At 38.6% G+C, this 6,382-nt stretch carries 4 protein-coding genes and 1 pseudogene; 2 read left to right on the top strand and 3 right to left on the bottom strand.

Features of this window, described 5'->3' with window-relative positions:
* Together HMPREF3029_RS08555 and HMPREF3029_RS08550 are read left to right on the top strand one after the other, a co-directional pair.
* Nucleotides 1-683 (top strand): zinc-binding dehydrogenase (locus HMPREF3029_RS08555; RefSeq protein ID WP_070710414.1); only part of this gene is annotated, 683 nt, incomplete at its 5' end.
* Between the two features lie 44 nt (nucleotides 684-727).
* Nucleotides 728-1,420 (top strand): YsnF/AvaK domain-containing protein, encoded by a 693-nt coding sequence (locus HMPREF3029_RS08550; RefSeq protein WP_070710413.1) that lies wholly within the window; start codon nucleotides 728-730, stop codon nucleotides 1,418-1,420.
* Nucleotides 1,421-1,467: 47 nt separating this feature from the next.
* Here the strand turns inward: HMPREF3029_RS08550 and cysK are convergent, their stop codons facing one another.
* The 3 genes and pseudogenes from cysK to ftsH form a co-directional block, all read right to left on the bottom strand.
* Nucleotides 1,468-2,403 carry a cysteine synthase A gene (cysK, locus tag HMPREF3029_RS08545; protein ID WP_070710411.1) on the bottom strand — a complete coding sequence of 312 codons (936 nt, stop codon included), beginning with the start codon at nucleotides 2,401-2,403 and terminating at the stop codon, nucleotides 1,468-1,470.
* 976 nt (nucleotides 2,404-3,379) lie between these two features.
* Nucleotides 3,380-4,248 (bottom strand): annotated as a pseudogene (gene hslO, locus HMPREF3029_RS08540) (Hsp33 family molecular chaperone HslO).
* Between the two features lie 48 nt (nucleotides 4,249-4,296).
* A complete protein-coding gene (gene ftsH, locus HMPREF3029_RS08535; protein WP_068128625.1) occupies nucleotides 4,297-6,366 on the bottom strand; it encodes an ATP-dependent zinc metalloprotease FtsH in 2,070 nt (689 codons plus the stop codon).
* Between the last annotated feature and the right edge of the window lie 16 nt (nucleotides 6,367-6,382).

Below are 6,382 nucleotides of genomic sequence, written 5' to 3'. Positions count from 1 at the left end.
CACCTAAAAACGTATCGCTTAATGAAGCGGCAGGCTTTCCACTCACTAGTCTTACTGCGTCAGAAACTCTCTTTGAAGTGTTCAACATCAGTACAAACAAAGAAGACAATAAAGGTAAATCCATCCTTATTATTAACGGTGCAGGCGGTGTTGGAAGTATGGCGACACAAATTGCGAAACACTATGGCCTTACTGTCATTACGACTGCTTCAAAAGATGAAGCAAAAGAGTGGTCCAAATCACTCGGAGCAGATGTCGTATTAAACCATAAAAATGATTTACGCGATGAATTTAAAGCACATCATCTCGAAAACGTCGAATACGTATTTTGTACATTCGACACGGATTTATATTACGAAGTGATGATTGACCTCGTAAAACCACGCGGTCACATCGCAACAATTGTCGCATTTACTGAAAAACAAGATTTAAATCTATTAAAAGCAAAGAGCATTACATTTACACATGAATTTATGTTCACAAGAGCGCTACAAGATTTAGACGATCAATATCAGTACCACAGATATTTACGTGAAATCAGTCATCTGATTAGTGAAGGCGTTTATAAACCGACTGTCACAGAAGTCATGAAAGGATTATCAGTAGACAATATCTTTAAAGCACATGAAAAATTAGAAAATCACGAAGTTCATGGAAAACTCGTTATAGAAGTTGAAGAGTAAGAGTATAAGCATGTTTAAAAAATTATAAATTTGGAGTGATTACTATGTCACAATTTACTCAAGCACAAAATATAACTGAATTAGATAAAAAAATTAATGCTTATGTCGCGCGTGGATATGAGCCGAATGAATTAACTGTATTTACCGCTCAACCAGTTCCCGAACTTTTACAAAAATATAGTGGACTAAACGAAGCGATTATCACCGACGAGACGACAGATGCTTCTGTTTTTAAAGATTTTACCGATGAAGAACTCATCGAGGTTTCTAATTCACTCGATCAAGGCGAGTATTTGTTATTCATCTTTAATGAAGATGATAAAAATAAACAAGAAGTACCTGGAAAATTTGAACTACATGAAGAACAACTCGTCGCGAATAAACATACTGTTGACGCAGGCGAAGTAAATGTTAGAAAACGTGTAAAAACACGTGAAGAAGAAGTCGATGTACCGATTCAAAAAGATTCCGTCACTATCGAACGTCATAAGTTTGAAGAAGAGCCGTTATTATCAGAATACAATAACGCTGAAGACACTGACGACATCAACGTTACGCGTATACCAGTGACTCGAGAGCGTATTCGTATTATTAAAGAGCAAGTCGTTTCTGAAGAAATTGTTATTCGAAAAGAAGTGACAGAAGAAGTAAAACATATTAAAGACACCGTCCAATACGATGACATTGAAGTCGATAAGACTGGTGATAATTTGAATGTAACTGAGAGAGAAAAATAAGCACATAAAAAATCCCAGCAACTTAATGTTGCTGGGATTTATTTTTATTATTCAAAATTAAATAATGGTGTTGATAGATATCTTTCACCGTTTGATGGTAATACAGTAACGACTGTTTTTCCTTTACCTAATTTCTTCGCTTCTTCTAATGCCGCATATACTGCTGCACCTGAAGAAATACCACCAAGGATTCCTTCTTCTTTTGCAAGTTTTCTTGCATATTCGAATGCTGTTTCGTTTTCTACTTTTACAACTCCATCGTATACTTCAGTGTCTAACGTGTCTGGTACAAATCCTGCACCAAGTCCTTGTAGTTTATGTGGTCCTGATTCTCCACCTGAAAGTACTGGTGAGTCTGATGGTTCTAGTGCGTATACTTTTGTGTTTGGATTGTTTTCTTTTAGCACATGTCCAACACCTGTTACTGTACCACCTGTACCAACACCTGCAATGAATGCATCAATCGTGAGTTCAGCACTTTTTGCTTGTTCTACAAGTTCTGGCCCTGTAGTGTTTTCGTGAATTTTAGGGTTCGCAGGGTTTTCGAATTGTTGTGGCATGAAGTAACCATCTTTTTCAGCAAGTTCATTCGCTTTAGCAATTGCGCCTTTCATCCCTTCGGCACCTGGAGTAAGCACTAACTCTGCTCCGTATGCTTTTAGTAAATTACGACGTTCTTTACTCATCGTGTCAGGCATCACTAAAACTGCTTTGTACCCTTTACTCGCAGCAACCATCGCAAGACCAATTCCAGTGTTTCCACTTGTTGGCTCTACAATTGTTGTATCCTTCGTTAATTTTCCTGCTTCTTCAGCAGCTTCAATCATCGCAAGAGCGATACGATCTTTAACAGAAGAGCCTGGGTTCATGAATTCTAGTTTTACGTAAACATCTGCCATATTATCATCTGTTAATCTGTTTAATTTTACGAGTGGCGTATTACCAATCGCTTCAGTAATATTATTAAATACTTTGTTAGACATAAAATGTCCTCCTATTTTTATTTCATAGTAAGTAACTATGAATATAACACGGTAGGGATAGAATTACAAATGTGATGCTTAGTTGATGGTAGGATTTACTGGAAGTTACTGGTGGATTGGATTTTTCATCTTATAAAGTTTAATAATACACTTTTGCGTGGTTATATTTAACAAAAATTTTCGGGTTTTGTTAGATATCCGGATTTATTTAACATATTTCGCCCGTGGCGATCACTTTTTGTTAATTATATTTTTTTATCTAACAAAAACGGTGCTGAATCCCGGGAATTTGTTAATTATCTCGATATATCTAACAGATTCAGTAATTATCTGTTAAATAACCACATCGCTAGCGAGACGGAAGGCCCGTTCAGTTCTTAAAAGTGTAATAACGCTCTTTATCAAAATTTTATTTAACAAAAATATCCGGATATTGTTAAATATCTGATTTTATTTAACATATTTCGCCCGTGGCGATCACTTTTTGTTAATTATATTTTTTTATCTAACAAAAACGGTGCTGAATCCCGGGAATTTGTTAATTATCTCGATATATCTAACAGATTCGGTAATTATCTGTTAAATAACCTCATCGCTAGCGAGACGGAAGGCCTATTAAGTTCTTAAAAGTGTAATAACTCTCTTTATCAAAGTTTTATTTAACAAAAATATCCGGATATTGTTAGTTATCTGATTTTATTTAACATATTTCGCCCGTGGCGATCACTTTTTGTTAATTATATTTTTTTATCTAACAAAAACGGTGCTGAATCCCGGGAATTTGTTAATTATCTCGATATATCTAACAGATTCGAAGAATTTTTGTAAATTAAAACACAGCACAGCACAAAAAATCGCCCGGAAACACGAATCTGTTCGTATTTTCGGGCGTCACACAAATTACACACCGCGGTAGATGAACTACCTCATCCCGCACTATTCGAGGCAAATCCGGATATTCTCCGGCACGGCAATTTTATTCTTCTAGAAGTGCTTCGAGCTCTTCTTTTTCGATCCAAACATCGTTGCGACAGAAGTTACATACCGCTTCGCCCCACCGTCTTCTTCGATCATTTGTTTGATTTCGTCTTTTTCTAGTGATGCGATTGCGTTGATGAAACGCTCTTTACTACATGTACATTCGAATTCGACTGGCATTTCATCAAGCTTGCGCCATGAGTCGCCGAGTACTTCACCGACGATTTGTTCTGGTGTTAAATTGTCGTCGATCATTTGTGAAATTGGACGCATCTCGCTCGCGATTTTTTCTAGACATGTAATCGTCTCTTCGCTTGCTGCTGGTAGTACTTGAATGACGAGTCCACCTGCTGCTTTGACAGTGTTATCTGGATTAACGAGTACACCGAGTGCAACGATTGATGGGACTTGTTCTGAGTGATAGAAGTAATAAGAGAAGTCTTCACCGAGTTCTCCTGAAATAAGTTCAACTGAACCGACAAAGTTGTCTTTAAGTCCGATATCTTTTGCGACTCTTAAATACCCGTTCGTACCAACTGCACGACTCACGTCGAGTTTCCCTTGAGCGTTTAAGTCAAAGTGTACGTCTGGGTGTTGCACGTATCCACGTACGTGACCGTTCGCATCTGCGTCTGTCACGATTGCACCGATCGGTCCGCCACCTTCTACTGTGACTGTGACTTTATCTTTTCCTTTTAACATTGCACCTAATACTACAGTTGCTGTCATTGTACGACCTAACGCTGCAGCTGCTGTTGGGTATGCTTTATGACGATTTACAGCTTCATTTACTGTATCTGTTGTATCTAGTGAAAAAATTCTTACTTCATCGTTTAAACCTAATCCACGTATTAACTTATCTGCCATGTTTATTTCCTCCATAATAAAAGTCGCCTAACTCGAGGCGACTTTTAGTTATTTGTTATCTCTATCGTCTTGTACGTCACGTTGTTCGTTTGGACCTTTTGGATCCACGTCTTCTGTAACGTCTTCGTCTTCTGTCATTTCTGGACGAGAAACTTCTTCCTCGTTATCAGATACGTCTTCATGACGTTGTAACTTTTCTTTGATTTCTTCGTATGAATGACCAACTTTTTCATCATCTTCAGTATCTTCTTCTAGATGACTATCATCATACTTACGTTCAGGTAATTTTCCGTCGTGGAATAACCCTTCTATTTGTTCGCGGTCTAACGTCTCTTCGACGAGTAACGTTTCCGCAATTAATGTTAATTGTTCTTGATGCGTCGTTAAGATTTCGTGACATCTTTCGTACGCTTCTTTAACAATCTTTTGAACTTCTAAGTCAATTTCATAAGCAAATTTATCTGAGTAACTCTTCTCGTGACCCATTTCTTTACCTAAGAATACTTGACCGCCTGTTTCACCAAATTGGATTGGCCCAAGTTTTTCACTCATACCAAATTCCATTACCATTTTTCTAGCGAGACTTGTCGTTCTTTGGAAGTCGTTATGTGCACCTGTTGATGCTTCACCAAACGTAACTTCTTCTGCAACACGTCCACCGAGTAATCCAACGATTCGGTCTTGAAGCTCTGGTTTTGTCATAAAGTAGCGATCTTCTTTAGGAAGCATCACGGCATATCCGCCTGCTTGACCACGCGGAACAATCGTAACTTTGTGAACTGTTTCTGCTTCGTCTAACACCATACCGATTACTGTATGTCCAGCTTCGTGGAACGCAACGATACGACGTTCTTTTTCACTCATAACGCGAGATTTCTTAGCAGGACCTGCGATTACGCGGTCTGTCGCTTCGTCTACGTCTCGCATGTCAATCGTATTTTTACCCGCACGAGTCGCAACAAGTGCTGCTTCGTTTAGTAAGTTTTCTAAATCTGCACCTGAGAATCCAGGCGTACGTTGTGCGATTGCTTTTAAGTCGACTGTTTCGTCTAACGGCTTGTTACGTGAGTGTACTTTAAGTACAGCTTCACGGCCTTTTACGTCAGGTAATCCGACTTGAATTTGTCTATCAAAACGACCAGGACGTAATAATGCCGGGTCTAAAATATCTGCACGGTTTGTTGCAGCGATCATAATAATACCTTCGTTGCCTGCAAACCCGTCCATTTCTACGAGTAATTGGTTGAGTGTTTGTTCACGCTCATCGTGTCCACCACCGACACCTGCACCACGTTGACGACCGACAGCATCGATTTCGTCAATAAAGATAATACATGGTGAATTTTTCTTTGCTTGTTCGAATAAGTCACGTACACGTGACGCACCAACACCGACGAACATCTCTACGAAATCAGAACCTGAAATCGAGAAGAATGGAACGCCTGCTTCACCTGCTACTGCACGTGCAATTAATGTTTTACCTGTACCTGGAGGTCCGGTTAATAGTACCCCTTTCGGAATACGCGCACCCATTTTATCGAATTTGCGGTGATCTTTTAAGAAGTCCACAACCTCGATAAGTTCTGCTTTTTCTTCATCTGCTCCGGCAACATCTGTAAAGCGTGTTTTTGATTTCGTGTTATCAAATTGCTTCGCCTTACTTTTACCGAAGTTCATCATGCGGTTTCCACCGCCACCTTGTGCATTAGACATTAAGAATAAGAAGAAGAATAGAATCACAAGTAGCGGTATGAACGTAAATAACATTCCTGTCCACGGGCTTTGTTCTTTTGCTGGTTCAACGTTAAATTTAAGGTCGTTGTCTTTCTTAGCTGTTTCTAAAATTGAATCTAAATCTCCAGTTGCATTATAAGGAATCACTGTATGGAATGATTCATGATCTTCCTGATCTTTTAGTTTACCTTTAACAAGATACACATTATTTTCAGGCTGAATCGTCATTTTTTCTATATTTTGATTTTCTAAAGCTTCGATAAATGGTTTGTACTGCAGCTCTTTATCTGCTTGAGTGCCGCCATTTAAGCTTTGGAATATACCGAATAATATTACTGCTAGAATTGCTAAAAGCAATATATTACGGCCAGTATTTTTAGGCATCCGTAATCCTCCGTTT

Origin of the sequence: Nosocomiicoccus sp. HMSC059G07, from assembly GCF_001815515.1 — a bacterium.
In the GTDB taxonomy this organism is placed as follows: domain Bacteria; phylum Bacillota; class Bacilli; order Staphylococcales; family Salinicoccaceae; genus Nosocomiicoccus; species Nosocomiicoccus ampullae_A.
This window is presented reverse-complemented; position numbering and strand designations above follow the sequence as displayed.